Genomic DNA, 16,253 nt, shown 5'->3' on the forward strand with positions numbered 1-16,253 from the left:
GAGGCCCGTCATGAACGCACCCGACAAGCACCCGTTCATCGGCACGCCCGTACGCCGCAAGGAGGACTACCGCTTCCTGACCGGCAATGGCCAGTACACCGACGACGTCACGCTGCCGCACCAGAGCTACGGCTACTTCGTGCGCTCGCCGCACGCGCATGCGCGCATCCAGTCCATCGACACGGCGCAAGCCCTGGCGTCGCCCGGCGTGATCGCCGTGCTGACCGGCGACGACATGGCGGCCGACAAGGTGGGCGGCCTGCCCTGCGGCTGGCTGATCCACAGCATCGACGGCTCGCCGATGAAGGAGCCGCCCCACCCCGCCCTGGCGCACGGCAAGGTCCGCCACGTGGGCGACCAGGTGGCGCTGGTCATCGCCGAGTCGCTGCAGCAGGCGCGCGATGCGGCCGAGCAGGTCGTGGTCGATTACGACGAGCTGCCGGCCGTGGTCAACGCTGCCGACGCCGCCGCGGCAACCACGCTGGTCCACGACGACGTGCCGGCCAACACCTGCTACACCTGGGGCCACGGCGACCGCGCCGCCACCGACGCCGCATTCGCCAGGGCTGCCCACGTGACCACGCTGGAGATCGTCAACAACCGGCTGATCCCGAACGCCATCGAGCCGCGCGCGGTCAACGCCAGCTACACCCGTCAGGACGACAGCTACACGGTCTACGTGTCCAACCAGAACCCGCACGTGGAACGGCTGCTGATGGGCGCCTTCGTGCTGGGGCTGCCCGAATCGCGCCTGCGCATCATCGCGCCCGACGTGGGCGGCGGCTTTGGCTCGAAGATCTTCCTGTATCCGGAGGACGTGGCGCTGACCTGGGCGTCGAAGAAGGTCGGCCGCCCGGTCAAGTGGACGGCCGAGCGGTCGGAATCGTTCCTGACCGACGCACACGGCCGGGACCACGTGACCAAGGCCGAACTGGCGCTCGATGCCGATGGCAAGTTCCTGGCCATGCGCGTGCACACCGTGGCCAACATGGGCGCATACCTGTCCACGTTCGCCAGCAGCGTGCCTACGATCCTCTACGCCACGCTGCTGGCCGGCCAGTACGCCACCCCGGCCATCTACGCCGAGGTGCAGGCGGTGTTCACCAACACGTCGCCCGTCGATGCCTATCGCGGTGCGGGCCGGCCCGAAGCCACCTACGTGGTGGAGCGCCTGGTCGAAGCCGCCGCGCGCGAGACCGGCACCGACCCCGCCACGCTGCGCCGCAAGAACTTCATCCGCACCTTCCCGTACGCCACGCCCGTGGGCCTGACCTACGACACCGGCGACTACGAACCCTGCCTGGCGCGGGCCCAGGAACTGGCCGACGTGGCCGGCTTCCCGGCGCGCCGCGACGCCGCGAAGCAGCGCGGCAAGCTGCGCGGGCTTGGCTATTCCTGCTACATCGAGGCCTGCGGGCTGGCCCCGTCGAACATCGCCGGGGCGCTTGGCGCGCGTGCGGGCCTGTTCGAAGTCGGCGAGATCCGCGTCCACCCGACCGGCACGGTGACCGTCTTCACCGGGTCGCACAGCCACGGGCAGGGCCACGAGACCACGTTCGCGCAGATCGTGGCGGACCGGCTCGGCATTGCAATGGATGCCGTGGAGATCGTGCATGGCGACACCGGCCGCGTGCCGTTCGGCATGGGCACCTACGGCTCGCGGTCGCTGGCCGTGGGCGGATCGGCCATCATGAAGGCGCTGGACAAGATCGAGGCCAAGGCCAAGAAGATTGCCGCGCACCTGCTGGAGGCATCCGACGCCGACATCGAGTTCCAGGACGGCGTGTTCCGCGTGGCCGGCACCGATCGCACCAAGACCTTCGGCGAGGTGGCGCTGACCGCCTACGTGCCGCACAACTACCCGCTGGACAAGCTCGAACCGGGCCTGAACGAAAACGCGTTCTACGACCCGACCAACTTCACGTATCCGTCCGGCGCCTATATCTGCGAGGTCGAGGTCGACCCCGACACGGGCGAGTCGCACGTCGTCAAGTTCACGGCGGTGGACGACTTCGGCAACGTCATCAACCCGATGATCGTCGAAGGCCAGGTACACGGCGGCATCGGCCAGGGGCTGGGCCAGGCCATGCTGGAGCAGTGCATTTACGACCCCGACAGCGGCCAGTTGCTGACCGGCTCCTATATGGACTACGCCATGCCGCGCGCCGCCGACCTGCCCGACTTCACGGTGGAAACCGCCAGCGGCACGCCCTGCACGCACAACCCGCTGGGCGTGAAGGGCTGCGGCGAGGCCGGTGCCATCGGGTCACCGCCGGCATTCATCAACGCGCTGGTCGACGCGCTGTCGCCGCTGGGCGTGCGCGACGTGCAGATGCCCGCCACGCCGCACCGCGTGTGGCAGGCCATCCAGGCTGCCCAGGGCAGCGCCGCATAACGGAGGAGACGACCATGTACGCATTCCAGTATGAACGCGCCACGGACGCCGGCGCCGCCGTGGCCAGGCTCAAGGCCGATGGCGAGGCCAAGTTCCTGGCCGGCGGGCAAAGCCTGCTGGCGGCCATGAAGCTGCGCCTGGCGGCCCCGTCGACACTGGTCGACGTGACACGCATTCCGGGCATCGCCGACATCACGGTGCAGGGCAACGAACTGGTGATCGGCGCGGCCGCGCGCCACGCCGACGTGGCCGCCAACGCCGAGGTCATGCGCCGCATTCCGGCGCTGGCCGCGCTGGCGTTCGGCATCGGCGACCGCCAGGTGCGCGCGATGGGCACGATCGGCGGATCGCTGGCCAACGACGATCCCGCCGCCGACTACCCGGCGGCAGTGCTCGGCCTGAACGCCACCGTCGTCACCGACCGCCGCAGCATTGCCGCCGACGACTTCTTCAAGGGCCTCTACGAGACTGCGCTGGCGCCTGACGAGCTGATCACGGCCGTACGGTTCCCCCTGCCCGACAAGGCCGCCTACATCAAGTTCCGCAACCCGGCGTCGCGCTTTGCGCTGGTGGGCGTGATGGTGTCGCGCACGGGCCAGGCCGTACGCGTGGCCGTGACCGGCGCGGCCGACAGCGTGTTCCGCGCCCCGGCGCTGGAGCAGGCGCTGACGGCCAGCTTCACCGTGGCAGCGGCACGCGCAGTGAAGGTCGATCCGTCCGGCCTCAACGGCGACCTGCATGCCTCGCCCGAGTACCGCGCGCACCTGATTCCGGTGCTGACGGCAAGGGCGGTGGAGCAGGCGCTGAAGGGATAGTGTCGCCTGCGGCGTGGTTTGCTCCCCTCTCCCGCAGGCGGGAGAGGGGCCGGGGGAGAGGGCACGGCATGTCAGGCGGCACCATGCTGGATCACACCGACGGCTTCGCCCGCCGCTCTGGTTTGCTCCCCTCTCCCGCAAGCGGGAGAGGGGCTGGGGGAGAGGGCACGGCATGTCAGGCATCACCATGCTGGACCACACCGACGGCTTCGGTGGATGTGGCCGCTTGCTGTACCACCCCTCTCCCCTGCCCTCTCCCCATGAGGGGAGAGGGAGCCGAGACACTACGGTCTGCGTCGACGTGGGCGTGGCTCGCGGCGGTGGCCGTTAAACAACCGACGGCTTCGTTGAACTGGCTTCGTTGAATTGGCTTCGTTAATTTGCTTGCTGCTGTGACCATGCTCCCGACCTCCATCGACCAGACCCTCACCCAGCTCGAAGCCCAGCAGTACTTCGCCGATCGCGAGGCGGCCACCGTGCTGTACCTGGCCCTGCGCATGCAGCGGCCGCTGTTCCTGGAGGGCGAGCCCGGCGTGGGCAAGACGGCGCTGGCGCAGGCCATGGCTGGCATGCTCGGCACGCGTCTGCTGCGGCTGCAGTGCTATGAGGGACTCGATGCCGCCAGCGCGCTCTACGAGTGGGACTACCCGCGCCAGATCATGGCGCTGCGCCTGGCCGAAGCGCGCGGCGAGCGGCCCGAGCAGCAATCGCTCTACCACGACGACTACCTGCTCAAGCGGCCGCTGCTCGAATCGCTGCTGCCGGACCCTGCCCGGCCCGATGTGCCGCGCGTGCTGCTGATCGACGAGATCGACCGCGCCGACGAGCCGTTCGAGGCGTTCCTGCTCGAAGTGCTGTCCGAATATCAGGTGTCGATCCCCGAAATCGGCGTGATCCGCGCCGAGCGCCCGCCGCTGATCGTCATCACGTCGAACCGCACCCGCGAGGTACACGACGCGCTCAAGCGCCGCTGCCTGTACCAGTGGATGGGCTACCCGGACCGCGACCGCGAACTGCAGATCGTGGCCGCCCGCGCGCCCGAAGCTGCGGCGGCGCTGCAGCACCAGGCGGTGGACTTCATCCACCGCCTGCGCGGCATCGACCTGTTCAAGGCACCCGGCATTGCCGAAGCCATCGACTGGTGCCGCGCGCTGGCCGCGCTAGGCGTGACCGAACTCGATCCGCAGTCGGTGCACGACACGCTGGGCGTGCTGCTCAAGTACCAGGACGACCTGGCGCGCGCCGATGGCCCGACCATCGCCGACCTGCTGGCCGGCGCCGCCCCGGCCGCCTGATATGCCGCCCGACATGGCGCCCCGCCCCGTCGCCTTGCCGATGCTGGCACGCAACGTCACCCATTTCACGCGGCTGCTGCGCGATGCCGGCTTTGGCCTGTCGCCCGCCCATGCCGTCGATGCGCTGGAAGCCTTGCGCCACATCGACATCGGCGCGCGCAGCGAAGTCCGTGCCGCGCTGGCCGCGTTGATGCTGTCCGGGCCCGACCAGCGGCCGCTGTTCGATGCCGCCTTCGACCTGTTCTGGCGCGATCCCGACTGGGAAGGCAAGCTGCGCGCGATGCTGCTGCCGCGCGTGGATGCCGGCGCGCCGCCGCCCAAACGCAGCAATCGCCTGGCCGATGCGCTGGCGGCGCGCCAGCCGGCCGCCGCCCGGCCCGCCCCGCCGAGGCGCGAGGAACGCTTCACGGCACCGCTGACCTTTTCCGACCGCGAGCGGCTGGCCAGCCGCGACTTCGAAACGCTGTCGGCCGACGAATGGCGGGCGCTGCAGCATCTGGTGCGCACGCGCCGCGCCCATCTGGCACTGCAACGCACGCGCCGGCTGCGGGCCGCCGCCTGCGGCACCCATGCCGACCTGCGCGCCAGCGCGCGGCTGGCCGTGCGCCAGCATGGCGAATGGCTGCGCTGGAAATACCGCAAACATGCCGAGCGCAAGCCGCCCGTGGTGCTGCTGCTCGACATCTCGGGCTCGATGAGCCAGTACTCGCGCGCGGTGCTGTACTTCTGCCATGCGCTGATGCAGTCCCGCGAACGCATGCACGTGTTCCTGTTCGGCACGCGGCTGACCCACGTCACCCGGGCGCTGCGCGAGCGCGACCCCGACGACGCCGTGACGCTGATCACCGAACAGGTGCGCGACTGGGCCGGCGGCACCCGCATCGGCGCCGCGCTGGCCGCCTTCAACCGGCAGTGGGCGCGCCGCACGCTGAGCGGGCGCGCCACCGTGCTGTTGGCCAGCGACGGCATCGACCTGGAACACATCGACCTGCTGGAACGGGAAATGGCCCGGCTGCGGCGCTTCGCGCACCGCATCGTGTGGCTCAATCCGCTGCTGCGCTACGCGGCGTTCGCGCCCCAGGCGCGCGGCATCCAGGCCATCCTGCCGCATGTGGACGCGCTGCGCCCGGCGCACAACCTCGACAGCCTGCTGGCACTGGAAACGCTGCTGGCGGACACCGGCAGGCCACCGGACAGACCAACCGCCCCCCGACAAGGAAATCCGCCATGGAAATGAACCAGACCCAGCGCCTGCCCGTGCCGCAACAGGTGGCATGGGAGGCGCTGAACGATATCGCCCTGCTCAAGCAATGTATTCCCGGATGTGAGAGCATCGAGCCCGATGGCGAAAACGCCTACCAGCTTGCGCTGACCGCCGCCGTGGGGCCGGTCAAGGCGCGCTTCAAGGGACGCATGGCCCTGCAGGACATCCAGGCGCCGGACAGCTACACGATCCAGTTCGACGGACAGGGCGGAGCGGCTGGCTTCGGCAAGGGGTCCGCCAAGGTCACGCTGACCCCCGAAGGCGACGAGACACTGCTGACGTACGCGGTGCAGGCGCAGGTGGGTGGCAAGATCGCCCAGATCGGCTCGCGGCTGGTGGATGCCGCCGCGCGCAAGATGGCCGATGCGTTTTTCGCGCGCTTCACCGAGGCCGTGGGCGCCAGCCCCGGCGGCGATGACGCGCCGGACAGTGACAACAACGACAACACCCAGAGCAACGGGGCTGCCGGGGCCGGCAACGGCGACGGCAGCGAGGAACAGACGAAGCAGCGGAAACGATCATGGACAGCGTGGATCTCGAAGTCCTGAAAAGCAGCGTGAAGTGGCAGCAGGAAGGACACGGCGTGTTGCTGGTGACGGTGGTCAGGACATGGGGCTCGTCGCCCCGGCCTGAAGGCGCGATGCTGGCCGTGCGCGACGACGGCCTGGTGGTCGGCTCGGTCTCGGGCGGATGCATCGAGGACGACATCATTTATCGCGTACACAAGGAAGGCATCCGGGCCACGCGCCCCGAAGCCATGAAGTACGGCATCAGCGCCGAGGAAGCCCATCGCTTCGGCCTGCCCTGCGGCGGCACCATCGAACTTGTGGCCGAACCGCTGGCACCCCACAGCGGCCTTGCCGAACTGCTGCAGGCAGTGGAAGGCGGCCGGCTGGTGGCGCGTTCGCTGGACATGGCCACCGGCCGCGCCACGCTGGGCCACGCCTTGGCCACCGACGGCCTGGCGTTCGACGGCCAGACGCTGATGACCGTCCACGGGCCCCGCTATCGCATGCTGGTGATCGGCGCGGGCCAGTTGTCGAAGTACCTGTGCCAGATCGCCGTCGGCCTGGGCTTCCAGGTCACCGTCTGCGACCCGCGCGAGGAATACACCGAGACCTGGGACATTCCCGGCGTGACGATGGTGCGCACGATGCCCGACGACACGGTCGAGGCGATGCAGCTCGACGAACGCTGCGCGGTGATCGCGCTGACGCACGACCCGAAGCTGGACGACCTGGCGCTGATGGAGGCCCTGCGCACCCCCGCGTTCTACGTGGGCGCGCTGGGTTCGCGCCGCAACAACCAGGCGCGGCGGGAGCGGCTCAAGGAATTCGACCTGACCGATCAGCAGCTGGCCCGCCTGCACGGGCCGGTGGGCATCTATATAGGCAGCCGCACGCCGCCCGAGATCGCGATCTCGATCCTGGCCGAGGTGGTAGCCGCCAAGAACCACGTATCGCTGCCCGACATCCTTCAGGTGGAAGGCGCCAAGGCCGCCCGCGAAATCGCCGCCGGCGAAGCCGAGTGTCCGATCCTGCCCGGCGGCGTTCCCGCCGCACAGCCATGAGCAAGCACGCCCGCGCCCCGCTGACGCAGACCGACCTGCCCACCGGCATCCTGCTGGCCGCCGGCTTCGGCCGGCGTTTCGATCCCGCCGGCCTGCGCAACAAGCTGCTCGAAAAGCTGCCCGATGGCCGTACCGTGGCGTGGCGCAGTGCGCGCACGCTGGCGGCCGGTCTGCCCAACTCGATTGCCGTGGTGCGCCCCGGCATGCCCGAACTGGCCGAGGAATTGCGCCGCGGCGGCTGCAAGGTGATCGAGGCGCAGGAAGCCGAAGCCGGCATGGGCGCGGCACTGCGCGCGGGCGTGGCAGCGTGCGCCGATGCGCGCGGCTGGGTGGTGGCCCTGGCCGACATGCCCTGGCTGTCGATGGAACTGGTGCGCGCGGTGGCCCTGACGATCACATCGCGCGACACCATTGCCGCGCCGTGGCGCGACGGGCAGCGCGGCCACCCCGTGGGTTTTGGCGCGGCCTGGAAAGACGAACTGCTGAAGCTCGATGGCGACGAAGGCGCGCGCGCGCTGCTGAAGTCGCAGCCGGTCACGCGCATCCTGACCGAGGATGACGGTGCGTTCCGGGATATCGACCTGCCGGGGGATCTGGTCTAGCGGACGACATACCGCCCGCTGCTTTCTGGCTCCCCTCTCCCATGCAATGGGAGAGGGGTGGGGGGAGAGGGCCTTGAGGTTCTGCTTGCCGATCCGTCGCATCTTGGATGGCCCGCCCTCTCCCCCGCCCCTCTCCCGCCAGCGGGAGAGGGGAGAAAACCCTCGACGTTCCGGGCCCTCAGCCCCCCTCGGTCTCCATCAGCGCCCGCAAATATTCGCTGCTCCACCAGTGCACGTCCTGCTGGCGGATGCGTTCGAGCAGCTTCTGGTGCCGGGCACGGCGTTCCGACAGCGGCATGTGCAGCGCCTGCTGGATCGCCTGCGCCGTGGCGCGGGTGTCGTAGGGGTTCACCAGCAGCGCCTCTTTCAGCTGCTCGGCGGCGCCGGCAAAGCGCGACAGCACCAGCACGCCGGGATCGTCGGGGTCCTGCGCGGCGATGTATTCCTTGGCCACCAGGTTCATGCCATCGCGCAACGGGGTAACCAGCGCCACGCAACTGGCGCGGCACAGGCCTGGCAAGCGCCGGCGCGACGTGGACCGGTGGATGTAGCGCACCGGCATCCAGTCCAGCTCGCCGTATTCGCTGTTGATGGCGCCGGTGATGCCTTCCATCTCGCGGCGCAGGTCGGCATAGGCGTCCACCGATTCGCGCGACGGCGCGGCAATCTGGATCAGCGTGGCACTCGACCGGTTCTCGGGGTACTCGGCCAGCAGCGTCTGGTACGCCTTGAGCCGCTGCGGCAGGCCCTTCGAATAGTCGAGCCGGTCGATACCGAGCAGCAGCCGGCGCCGCGCATACTGGCCGCGCATCATCTCGTAGGTTTCCACGGCCTCGTGGCCGCGTCCGAGTTCGGCAAATTCGTCGACATCGATGCCAATCGGGAACGCCTGCGCGCGCACGGTGCGGTGGAACGCGCGGAAGCGGTATTCGCCCATCGGCTCCGCGCCGGCCTCGCCCTGCACGTAGCGCGAGAAGTGGTCCAGGTCCGCCTGGCTCTGGAAGCCGAGCAGGTCGTAGGCGAACAGCGCGCGCATCAGCCATTCGTGCTGCGGGATGGCGGCCAGGATCAGCGGCGGCGGCAGCGGCACGTGCAGGAAGAACCCGATGCGCTGGCCGCAGCCGATGGCGCGCAGCTCGGCCGCCAGCGGGATCAGGTGGTAGTCGTGGATCCAGATCACATCGTCGGGCTTCAGCATGGGCGCCAGCTTGCGGGCGAACAGCTGGTTCACGCGGCGGTAGGCGTTGAGATTGCCGCCGGCGTCGAAGTCCGCCAGGTCCACGCGGTAGTGCAGCACCGGCCAGAGCACGCCGTTGCTGTAGCCCAGGTAGTACGCGTCATGATCTTCGCGGCACAGGTCCACGGTGGCCAGCGTCACGTTGCCCGCCTGCACCTGGTGCACCTCGCCTTCGCCGGGCGTGCCGCCCTGCGCGGTTTCCAGCACCTTGCCGCTCCAGCCGAACCAGAGGCCGCCCGTCTTGTTGAGCGCCTCGGAAAGCGCCACGGCCAGGCCGCCCGCCGCATGGTTGCGGGGGTCCGCGACCCGGTTCGATACCGCTACTAGTCTGCCCATATATCGTTTTTTGTTGTTGCCAATCCTTTCTTCAGATCACGGTGTCCCAGGGTGCCGACAACCGCATGGCACCGTTGATCAGGCCGACCATCGAATAGGTCTGCGGGAAGTTGCCCCACATCTCTCCGGTGACCGGGTGTGTGTCTTCCGACAGCAATCCCAGCGGATTGCGTGCGGCCAGCATGGCCTCGAAAATTTCGCGCGCCTCGTCGCGCCGCCCGATGCGCGCCAGCGCGTCGATGCGCCAGAAGGTGCAGATGTTGAAAGCGGTCTCGGGCTTGCCGAAATCGTCGGGCGCCTCGTAGCGCCGCATGTACGGCCCGTCGCACAGCGATGCCTCCAGCGCCTTGACCGTCGACACGAAGCGCGGGTCCTTCGGATCGATGAAATTGACCTCGGCCATCAGCAGCACGCTGGCGTCCAGCTCCTTGCCGCCAAAGCTCTCCGCGAACGCCTGGCGCTTTTCGTTCCACGATTCGTCCAGGATGCGCTGCTTCATGCGGCTGGCATGGTCGTGCCAGTAGGCGGCCCGCGCGGGCTGTTCGAGCTTCACGGCGATCTTGGCCAGGCGGTCGCACGCCACCCAGCTCATCAGCGCCGACGACGTGTGGATGCGGGCGCGCGTGCGCAGTTCCCACATGCCCGCGTCGGGGGTGCCGAACACGCGCACGGCCTGCTCGCCCACATCTTCGAGCCGCCGGAATTCGGCGGGCCCGCCGCGATAGAGCAGGCGGTGGTCGTGAAACGCCTGCGCGGCGGCCAGCACCACGTTGCCATAGACATCGTGCTGGAAGTGCTCCTGCGCCTGGTTGCCCACGCGCACCGGCCCCATGCCGCGGTAGCCGCCCAGGTGATCGAGAATGCTTTCCGGCAGTTCGCGCTCGAGCCCGATGCCGTAGAGCGGCTGGATATGCCCGTCCTGCGACTGCATCACCACGTTGGACAGCCAGCGCAGGTAGTCTTCCATCGTGCCGACTTCGGACAGGCTGTTCAGCGCCCGCACCACGAAGAACGCGTCGCGCAGCCAGCAGAAGCGGTAGTCCCAGTTGCGGCCGCTGCCGGGCGCCTCCGGGATGCTGGTGGTCATCGCCGCCACGATCGCGCCGGTTTCCTCGTAGAGCGACATCTTCAGCGTGATGGCCGCGCGGATCACCGCGTCCTGCCATTCGCGCGGCACGGCCAGCCGGCGGCTCCACAGCCGCCAGTACGAGGTGGTTTCCTGCTCGAAGTCCCGGGCGATGTCGTCCACGCCGTGCGTGAGTGTTTCATCGGGCCCGAGGATGAAGTTGTAGCCGCGCGTGACCAGGAAGGGCGTTTTCGACAGCACATAGGCCAGCGGCGCGTCGGTGGTCAGGCGCAGCGTCATGTCGTCGCCGACAAAACGCGCGTGGCTGCTGCCGCGCGTGACCTGCGGCTGGATGCGGCCCCAGTTGAAACGCGGCGCCACCGTCACGCGCACGCGCGGCGCGCCCCGGATCGGGCGGATGCGCCGCACCAGCGTCAACGGCCGGAAGTAACGGCCCAGCCGGAAGAAGCGCGGGCAGAAATCGGTGATTTCCAGGCAGCTGCCATGCTGGTCGATCAGCCGGGTGCGCAGGACGGCCGTGTTCGGCTCGTACCACTGCGTGGCCTCCTTGAAGTCCTCGATCTCGATATTGAAGTGGCCGGCGTTCTCGCTGGTATCGAGCAGCGCATTGAAGACGGGGTCGCCGTCAAAGCGCGGCATGCAGCACCAGACGATGCGGCCGCGGCCATCGACCAGCGCCGAGAACGCGCAGTTGCCGATCATGCCGAGCGACAGCGACGGATCGGCCTGGCGGCAGGAGCTGTCCGAATCCGTATTGACCGCCGGCGCCTCGGTGGCAATGGCGGGGTTCAGGTTGGCAGGGTCACTCACAACGGTTCCTCCCTTGCAGGCGATGGGGGTGAGAGGGGATCGGCGGGTGCCTCGCGGCGCGCCATCAGATGGGTCAGCGCGTGCGCGGAACGATGCAGCCAATCGCGCAGGACGGCGGGCGCAGGCACGCTGACCGACGCCGCCGTGGCCCGCTGGCCCACCAGCAGGCCCACGCCGCCCAGTTCGCGCACCACCGTAAAACCGGCCTCGTCGGTCACGTCGTCACCGGCAAATAGCGGCATGCGGCCGGCAAATGGCGCCGAGCGCATGAACGTGGCAATCGCCCCGCCCTTGTCCACGCCGGCCGGCTTGATCTCGATGACCATCTTGCCGGGCAGCGCATCGAGCCCCACCGCATCGCGCAGCACATCGGCCACGGCGGCGCGCACCAGCGGCTCCAGTTCCGGCACTTGGCGGTAGTGGATGGCCACGGCCACCGACTTGCGCTCCAGTTGCAGGCCCGGGTGCCTCAGCACCAGCGCCTCGAGCTTCGGCAGCAGCGGGCCGATGCCCGGCGCGGGCGGCCGCACGATGCTTTCGGCGCCATGGCGGAATTCCGCGCCATGCACGCCGGCGGCCGGCAAGCGCAACGGTTGCAGGAAATAGTCGAGTTCGTCCACGGGACGGCCCGAGACGATGGCCAGCGCGCCGTCCAGGCAGGTGTGCAGCGCACGCAGCGTGCCAACCAGCTCGGGCTCCACCTGCACCAGGTCGGGGCGTGGCGCAAGGTCGGCCAGCGTCCCGTCGAAGTCCAGGAACAGCGCGGTGTTGGGTTCGATGAGAGGTAGGGGGGGCATCGCGTGAAACCGTAGCACGCCGATTTGACGAGCGTCCACCGGGCGCTGTCCTACAACAGTGGCCCTTGCGGCACCTGGGGCGCCACCACGCGGTACCGGGGCCCACGTGTGCGCCATCCATTATCATTGGCGGTTTCCGCCGATTTTTCCGGCTTTTTTTGCCACGGCCAGCGTGGCGCCCGCAGACCATGACCCGCACCACCGCCAAGCCCGACTATTTGAAGAAGATCCTGACCGCCAAGGTCTACGACGTGGCCCAGGAAACCGAACTGACCTACGCCCCCGCGCTGTCGGCGCGCACGCACAATGCGGTCTGGTTCAAGCGCGAGGACACCCAGCCGGTGTTCTCGTTCAAGTTGCGCGGGGCGTACAACAAGATGGCGTCGCTGCGCCCCGAGGATCTCAAGCGCGGCGTGATCGCCGCGTCGGCCGGCAACCATGCCCAGGGCGTGGCGCTGTCCGCCGCCCGGCTGCAGTGCAAGGCCATGATCTGCATGCCGACCACCACGCCGCAGGTGAAGATCGATGCCGTGCGCGAGCGCGGCGGCGAATGGGTGCAGATCGTGCTGCATGGCGATTCCTACAGCGACGCCTACCTGCACGCGGCCGAACTGGAAAAGAAGCACAAGCTCACCTTCATCCACCCGTTCGACGACCCCGAGGTCATCGCCGGCCAGGGCACCATCGCCATGGAGATCCTGCGCCAGCACCCGGGCCCGATCCACGCGATCTTCGTCGCCATCGGCGGCGGCGGCCTGATATCGGGCATCGCCAGCTACGTGAAGGCCGTGCGTCCCGACATCAAGGTGATCGGCGTGCAGACGCTCGATTCCGACGCGATGAAGCGTTCGGTGGACGCCGGCAAGCGCGTGGAACTGAAGGACGTGGGGCTGTTTTCGGACGGTACGGCCGTGAAGCTGGTCGGCAAGGAGACCTTCCGCATCACGCGCGAGCTGGTGGACGACATCATCCTGGTGGATACCGATGCGATCTGCGCCGGCCTGAAGGATGTGTTCCAGGACACGCGCAGCATCCTGGAGCCGGCCGGCGCGCTGGCCGTGGCCGGCCTGAAGGCCTACGCCGAGCGCGAGAAGCTCAAGGGCCAGCACCTGGTGGCCATCGCCTGCGGCGCCAACATGAACTTCGACCGCCTGCGCTTCGTGGCCGAGCGTGCCGAGGTGGGCGAGGCCCGCGAGGCCATCTTCGCGGTCACCATCCCCGAGGAACGCGGCAGCTTCAAACGCTTCTGCGAACAGGTCGGCACCCGCAGCGTGACCGAATTCAACTACCGGATCGCCGATACCGGCGTGGCGCACATCTTCGTGGGCGTGCAGATCGCCAGCCGGGCGGAAAGCGACAAGATTGCCGCCAACTTCCGCCGCCATGGCTTCGACACGCTGGACCTGTCCAACGACGAGCTGGCCAAGCAGCACATCCGATACATGGTGGGCGGCCATTCGCCGCTGGCGCAGGACGAACTGCTGTACCGCTTCGAATTCCCCGAGCGCCCGGGCGCGCTGATGCGGTTTCTGTCGAGCATGAGCCCGAACTGGAACATCAGCCTGTTCCACTACCGGAACCAGGGGGCGGATACGTCGAACATCCTGGTCGGCATCCAGGTGCCCCGGAACGAAAAACGCGAATTCCGCACGTTCCTTTCCACGCTCGGTTACGTACACTGGGACGAGACCGACAACCCCGTCTACAAGCTGTTCCTGTCCTGAGACCGATCATGACGCTTCCTGAGCACTCGCCGCTGGGCAAGCCCTCGGCCTACAAGACCGAATACGACCCGACGCTGCTGTTCCCGATTCCGCGCCAGCCCAAGCGCACCGAGATCGGCCTGCCCGAAGGCAAGGCGCTGCCGTTCTTCGGCGTCGATATCTGGAATGCCTACGAGGTGTCGTGGCTGAACCTCAAGGGCAAGCCGCAGGTGGCGCTGGCCACCTTCATCATTCCCGCCGATACGCCGAACATCGTCGAATCGAAATCGTTCAAGCTGTACCTGAACTCGTTCAACCAGAGCAAGCTCGCGTCGGCCGAGGCGCTGCAGCAGTTGCTGCACCACGACCTGTCCGACGCCACGGGCGGCACGGTGCAGGTGCGGCTGGTGACCGAATCGGACCTCGGCACGCAGAAGATGGGCGAACTGGACGGCCTGCTGCTGGACCGCCTGGACATCGAGACGGACGTCTACGAACCCGATCCGACGCTGCTCAAGGCCGACCAGGACGAATCGCCGGTGGAGGAATCGCTGGTGTCGCACCTGCTGAAGTCGAACTGCCTGGTGACCGGGCAGCCCGACTGGGGCAGCGTGCAGATCCGCTACGTGGGCGCACCGATCGACCAGGAAGGGCTGCTCAAGTACCTGATCTCGTTCCGCAATCACAACGAGTTTCACGAGCAGTGCGTGGAGCGGATCTTTACCGACGTGATGCGCATGTGCAAGCCGGTCAAGCTGGCCGTCTACGCGCGCTATACGCGCCGTGGGGGCCTGGACATCAACCCGTTCCGCACCAACTTCAACACGCCGTGGCCGGACAACCGGCGCAACGCGCGGCAGTAAGGCAACCCGCCCGAAGCCGGCCGGGCCGGTTCGTCAGAACTCCGCGTGCGCGCGGATGCCGATGAACCTGGCCGGCCCGCGGTCGCGGTTGTAGCCCGGGTTGCGCACGTACTGGAAATCCGGGCTCAGCGTCAGCGTCTTCCATACCGCCACGCTGTAGTAGATCTCGATGATCTGCTCGGGCCCGTAGCGCAGCGCGCCATCGCCCAGAAAGGCACCCAGGCCGCCGGCGGCCAGGTAGTTGCGGTGCCCCGATCCCAGCATGTTCACGGCCACGGCCAGGCCCACCTCGTCCTTGGGACGCCCCCAGCGCGCGCCCTTCATCGTGCCGCCGGCCGATACCTGCCGGCCGATTTCGGTGAAGGCATAGGTCTCGGTCTTGTCGTCGGACCAGTTGGCACGCAGGAACACGCCGGCGTCGTCGGCCACTTCCTGCAGGAAGGCCAGCCCGACGCCCCACTTGCTGTGCTCGCGGCGCACATCGGCCACATCGGGCGTCACGCCGTTGGCCTGGCCGAACGCGAGGGCGTCGTTGAACGCACCCATGCGCGCCTTGTTCCGCCATAGCAGCAGGCGCGCCTGGCCGGGCCGGGCCGCAATGGTGTAACGCTTTTCCAGCTCCAGCATCTGGCCATAGTGCTGGAACAGCCGGGTATCCAGCTCACGCCCGTTCGATTCGACCGGCTGCAGGAAATGGCCCACGCGGGCCGACCAGCCATCGCCGATGTATTCGAGGGCCGCGCCCCAGTTATAGCCGCGCGAGTCGGCGGGATAGTCCCAGGAGCCGTGCGTCATGAACGACCAGTTCATGAACTGCGTGCGGGGGTCGGACCCATACGGGTTCTGGTCGAACACGTCGATCACGCCGAAGTTGCCGGCGGTCAGCACCAGGCGCTGCTTGTCCACCGTGCGGGCGAACTGGTTGAAGTCCGAGTCCAGCGTTTCATCGCCGCCGCCCAGGCCCCAGTACTGCCGGATAAAGGCGCGGGCCCGATAGACCTTCGGGCTCGTGCTGGCCGTCTTTGCCAGTTCGCCGTTGGACAGGCCGCCCATGCCGTGCAGGTCGGAAAACGGCACGCCCTGCGCCAGCTCGGGGTTGAGGTGGAATTCGGCCCCCTTCCACAGCCGCAGGCCCAGGTCGAGGGTGGCCGTCCACGAATAGCTCTTGGCACGGTTCGGCGTCAGGCTGTTCTCGCCCGAATAGGGCGCGCTGAACGCGGGCTTGCGCTGCCAGATATAGGTGGTCTGCCCGTGGAACGCGAACGGGCTCTCCATATCGTTGACGAGCGGCACGCCGGCGGCGGGCGCTGCGGGCGCGGCAGGCGCACTGGCGGCCGGGATGGCCCCGGGCGGCGTTTCCTGCGCGTGCGCCGCCCACGGCAACGCCGTACTCGCCACCATCCAGGCGGCAAGCTGACGGACAAAGCGCGGGCGTGGCCGCAGCACGGCGGCCAGGAAACGGAAGCACTGCATAGGAAA

Annotated in this window: 13 protein-coding genes; 9 read left to right on the forward strand and 4 right to left on the reverse strand. The window is 68.4% G+C overall.

Translation table 11 applies throughout. The annotated features are described in order from the left end of the window. Nucleotides 1–10: 10 nt before the first annotated feature. The 7 genes from AC24R4_RS14690 to AC24R4_RS14720 all read left to right on the forward strand — a co-directional run bounded on the left by AC24R4_RS14690 (nt 11) and on the right by AC24R4_RS14720 (nt 7,941). Entirely contained in the window at nt 11–2,395 is a 2,385-nt protein-coding gene (locus AC24R4_RS14690; RefSeq protein WP_400390989.1) for a xanthine dehydrogenase family protein molybdopterin-binding subunit, read from the forward strand. Between the two features lie 14 nt (nt 2,396–2,409). Then, nucleotides 2,410–3,210, forward strand: a complete 801-nt coding sequence (locus tag AC24R4_RS14695) for an FAD binding domain-containing protein (RefSeq protein WP_400390986.1) — start codon at nt 2,410–2,412, stop codon at nt 3,208–3,210. Between the two features lie 398 nt (nt 3,211–3,608). Beyond that, the gene (locus AC24R4_RS14700; protein WP_400395444.1) at nt 3,609–4,505 is read left to right on the forward strand and encodes an AAA family ATPase; all 897 of its coding nucleotides are present in this window, start codon (nt 3,609–3,611) and stop codon (nt 4,503–4,505) included. Nucleotides 4,506–4,518: 13 nt separating this feature from the next. Beyond that, complete coding sequence (locus AC24R4_RS14705) at nt 4,519–5,742, forward strand: vWA domain-containing protein (RefSeq protein WP_400395443.1); 1,224 nt, start codon at nt 4,519–4,521, stop codon at nt 5,740–5,742. Beyond that, the gene (locus tag AC24R4_RS14710; RefSeq protein WP_400395440.1) at nt 5,733–6,317 is read left to right on the forward strand and encodes an SRPBCC family protein; all 585 of its coding nucleotides are present in this window, start codon (nt 5,733–5,735) and stop codon (nt 6,315–6,317) included. The genes AC24R4_RS14705 and AC24R4_RS14710 overlap by 10 nt, the downstream gene beginning before the upstream one ends. Continuing rightward, nucleotides 6,290–7,339 (forward strand): XdhC family protein, encoded by a 1,050-nt coding sequence (locus AC24R4_RS14715; protein WP_400395437.1) that lies wholly within the window; start codon nt 6,290–6,292, stop codon nt 7,337–7,339. The genes AC24R4_RS14710 and AC24R4_RS14715 overlap by 28 nt, the downstream gene beginning before the upstream one ends. Continuing rightward, nucleotides 7,336–7,941: a nucleotidyltransferase family protein gene (locus AC24R4_RS14720; RefSeq protein WP_400395435.1), complete on the forward strand. Its 606-nt coding sequence runs from the start codon at nt 7,336–7,338 to the stop codon at nt 7,939–7,941. The genes AC24R4_RS14715 and AC24R4_RS14720 overlap by 4 nt, the downstream gene beginning before the upstream one ends. A 178-nt stretch (nt 7,942–8,119) precedes the next feature. On the opposite strand, the gene AC24R4_RS14725 is transcribed toward AC24R4_RS14720, so the two are convergent. From AC24R4_RS14725 to otsB, 3 genes are read right to left on the reverse strand one after another with little or no spacing between them, the layout of a single operon-like run. Beyond that, nucleotides 8,120–9,514: an alpha,alpha-trehalose-phosphate synthase (UDP-forming) gene (locus AC24R4_RS14725; RefSeq protein WP_400392957.1), complete on the reverse strand. Its 1,395-nt coding sequence runs from the start codon at nt 9,512–9,514 to the stop codon at nt 8,120–8,122. 31 nt (nt 9,515–9,545) lie between these two features. Beyond that, a complete protein-coding gene (locus tag AC24R4_RS14730; protein WP_400392959.1) occupies nt 9,546–11,411 on the reverse strand; it encodes a glycoside hydrolase family 15 protein in 1,866 nt (621 codons plus the stop codon). Further along, a complete protein-coding gene (gene otsB, locus AC24R4_RS14735; RefSeq protein ID WP_400392961.1) occupies nt 11,408–12,208 on the reverse strand; it encodes a trehalose-phosphatase in 801 nt (266 codons plus the stop codon). The genes AC24R4_RS14730 and otsB overlap by 4 nt, the downstream gene beginning before the upstream one ends. A 188-nt stretch (nt 12,209–12,396) precedes the next feature. Between otsB and ilvA the strand changes: the two genes are divergently transcribed. Both ilvA and queF read left to right on the forward strand, forming a co-directional pair. Beyond that, nucleotides 12,397–13,932: a threonine ammonia-lyase, biosynthetic gene (ilvA, locus tag AC24R4_RS14740; protein WP_400392963.1), complete on the forward strand. Its 1,536-nt coding sequence runs from the start codon at nt 12,397–12,399 to the stop codon at nt 13,930–13,932. An 8-nt stretch (nt 13,933–13,940) separates the two neighbouring features. Beyond that, nucleotides 13,941–14,774 carry an NADPH-dependent 7-cyano-7-deazaguanine reductase QueF gene (gene queF, locus AC24R4_RS14745; protein ID WP_400392965.1) on the forward strand — a complete coding sequence of 278 codons (834 nt, stop codon included), beginning with the start codon at nt 13,941–13,943 and terminating at the stop codon, nt 14,772–14,774. A 33-nt stretch (nt 14,775–14,807) separates the two neighbouring features. On the opposite strand, the gene AC24R4_RS14750 is transcribed toward queF, so the two are convergent. After that, on the reverse strand, nt 14,808–16,247 hold the full coding sequence (locus tag AC24R4_RS14750) for a carbohydrate porin (protein ID WP_400392967.1): 1,440 nt from the start codon (nt 16,245–16,247) through the stop codon (nt 14,808–14,810). Nucleotides 16,248–16,253: the final 6 nt, after the last annotated feature.

The organism is Cupriavidus sp. CER-90 (assembly GCF_057652055.1).

What these genes read in the sequence shown, in the direction of transcription:
- AC24R4_RS14690 (WP_400390989.1), top strand. Translation starts at nt 11, where the DNA reads ATGAACGCACCCGACAAGCACCCGTTCATCGGCACGCCCGTACGCCGC.
- AC24R4_RS14695 (WP_400390986.1), top strand. Translation starts at nt 2,410, where the DNA reads ATGTACGCATTCCAGTATGAACGCGCCACGGACGCCGGCGCCGCCGTG.
- AC24R4_RS14700 (WP_400395444.1), top strand. Translation starts at nt 3,609, where the DNA reads ATGCTCCCGACCTCCATCGACCAGACCCTCACCCAGCTCGAAGCCCAG.
- AC24R4_RS14705 (WP_400395443.1), top strand. Translation starts at nt 4,519, where the DNA reads ATGGCGCCCCGCCCCGTCGCCTTGCCGATGCTGGCACGCAACGTCACC.
- AC24R4_RS14710 (WP_400395440.1), top strand. Translation starts at nt 5,733, where the DNA reads ATGGAAATGAACCAGACCCAGCGCCTGCCCGTGCCGCAACAGGTGGCA.
- AC24R4_RS14715 (WP_400395437.1), top strand. Translation starts at nt 6,290, where the DNA reads ATGGACAGCGTGGATCTCGAAGTCCTGAAAAGCAGCGTGAAGTGGCAG.
- AC24R4_RS14720 (WP_400395435.1), top strand. Translation starts at nt 7,336, where the DNA reads ATGAGCAAGCACGCCCGCGCCCCGCTGACGCAGACCGACCTGCCCACC.
- AC24R4_RS14725 (WP_400392957.1), bottom strand. Translation starts at nt 9,514, where the DNA reads ATGGGCAGACTAGTAGCGGTATCGAACCGGGTCGCGGACCCCCGCAAC.
- otsB (WP_400392961.1), bottom strand. Translation starts at nt 12,208, where the DNA reads ATGCCCCCCCTACCTCTCATCGAACCCAACACCGCGCTGTTCCTGGAC.
- ilvA (WP_400392963.1), top strand. Translation starts at nt 12,397, where the DNA reads ATGACCCGCACCACCGCCAAGCCCGACTATTTGAAGAAGATCCTGACC.
- queF (WP_400392965.1), top strand. Translation starts at nt 13,941, where the DNA reads ATGACGCTTCCTGAGCACTCGCCGCTGGGCAAGCCCTCGGCCTACAAG.
- AC24R4_RS14750 (WP_400392967.1), bottom strand. Translation starts at nt 16,247, where the DNA reads ATGCAGTGCTTCCGTTTCCTGGCCGCCGTGCTGCGGCCACGCCCGCGC.